This is a genomic window from Bacillus sp. SG-1 (genome assembly GCF_000181495.1).
Classification (GTDB): domain Bacteria; phylum Bacillota; class Bacilli; order Bacillales; family Bacillaceae_B; genus Rossellomorea.
In genome coordinates, this window is the sequence record NZ_ABCF01000172.1 from 1 (window position 1) to 1413 (window position 1413).

At 41.8% G+C, this 1413-nt stretch carries 1 protein-coding gene; it reads left to right on the plus strand.

Annotated features, from left to right (window positions below; translation table 11 throughout):
* The first annotated feature begins 10 nt into the window (after positions 1-10).
* The gene (locus BSG1_RS19500) at positions 11-1288 is read left to right on the plus strand and encodes an ABC transporter substrate-binding protein (protein WP_044023220.1); all 1278 of its coding nucleotides are present in this window, start codon (positions 11-13) and stop codon (positions 1286-1288) included.
* Positions 1289-1413: the final 125 nt, after the last annotated feature.

Consider the following 1413-nt stretch of genomic DNA (forward strand, 5'->3'; position numbering starts at 1 on the left):
GGTTAATGAAATGAAATTTAAGAAGAGTTTGCTGGCTGGTATGTTACTTGGTGCAAGTGCATTTCTATATGCTTGTGGTGGAGACGAAGGCTCTACTTCCAAGGATGGAGATAAAGTTACACTGGACTTTTGGTTATTCGGAGCTACGAACTATGAGTCATTAGCAGAAGAATACGAAAAAGAAAATCCAAATGTAGAGATCAATATTAAGACTTCTGAATTAGGCGATCATCACAATAGCTTGTTCACAGCGATTTCTGCTGGTACAGGAGCTCCTGATTTAGCGATGATTGAAGTCGATCAATTAGACAGATACCGTGAAGCGCAAGATCGTTTCGTGAACCTATATGATTTAGGTGCAGAAGAAGTTAAAGGTGAATATCTGGATTGGAAATGGCGCGGGGCAGAAAATGGGGATGGAGATTTCTTGTTTGGCCTTCCTACGGACATCGGTCCAAAAGCTATGTACTATCATACAGATGTTTTTACAGAAGCTGGTTTACCTACAGACCCTGATGAAGTAAGCGAGTTAATTTCTACACCTGAAGACTTCAAAGCTGCAGCTCAGAAAGTCCTGGATGCAACTGGAAAGCCAATGGTGGATAGTATGGAAATGGCATTCCGTGCGAACATGGATGCTCTGCAAGTGAGTTACTTCAACCGTGATGGGGACCTTCTAATCGAAGAAGCAGATAACGGTGTCAAAGAAGCATATGACTTTGCAGTGGAATTAGATTCTGAAGGGTACGTTGGTAACTTTGAAATGTGGACACCTGAATGGGCGAACGCATTGAATAAAGGCGGATTTGCTGTAGAGATGGCACCTGCTTGGTTAAAAGGATACATGACAGAAAATGCACCTGAGGGCGAAGGTAAATGGCGTGTGACGACTTTGCCAACTCAATTTGCTGGTAACTGGGGCGGCTCTTACATCGCAATCCCATCTGAAACAAAGCATAGTGAAGAAGCGTATGAATTCGCTAAATGGCTTTTATCTCCAGAGAATCAATTGGAATCTTTCGTAGAAAATGGCCTATTCCCTTCTGCACCAGCTGTGTATGAAATGGATGAGTTCAAGAATAATTCAGATGAATACTTCGGCGGTGAAAATACAGCCAAATATTTTGCTGAAGCAGCTAAACAGATCCCTGAAGTATACAAAGGACCTAAATATGTAACAGTAAACAATGAAGTATTAACGGCGCTCAGAAATGTTCAAGAAGGCGGAGATCCTGAGAAAGAATGGCAGGATGCTGTAAAACGTATCAAAGATTTAATGAAACGATAAGTTTTAATGGGGCTGGATGGGGAACTTCATCCGGCCCTCATTATATAAGGAGGTAACAAGGTTGGGAATTAGACATAAGCAAGCAAGGGCCTCTACTGCTAAAGTCAGTAAATTATCTGAGAAGA

Bases quoted from the DNA above. Each gene is read 5' to 3' on its own strand.
- BSG1_RS19500 (WP_044023220.1), top strand. From the start codon at position 11: ATGAAATTTAAGAAGAGTTTGCTGGCTGGTATGTTACTTGGTGCAAGT.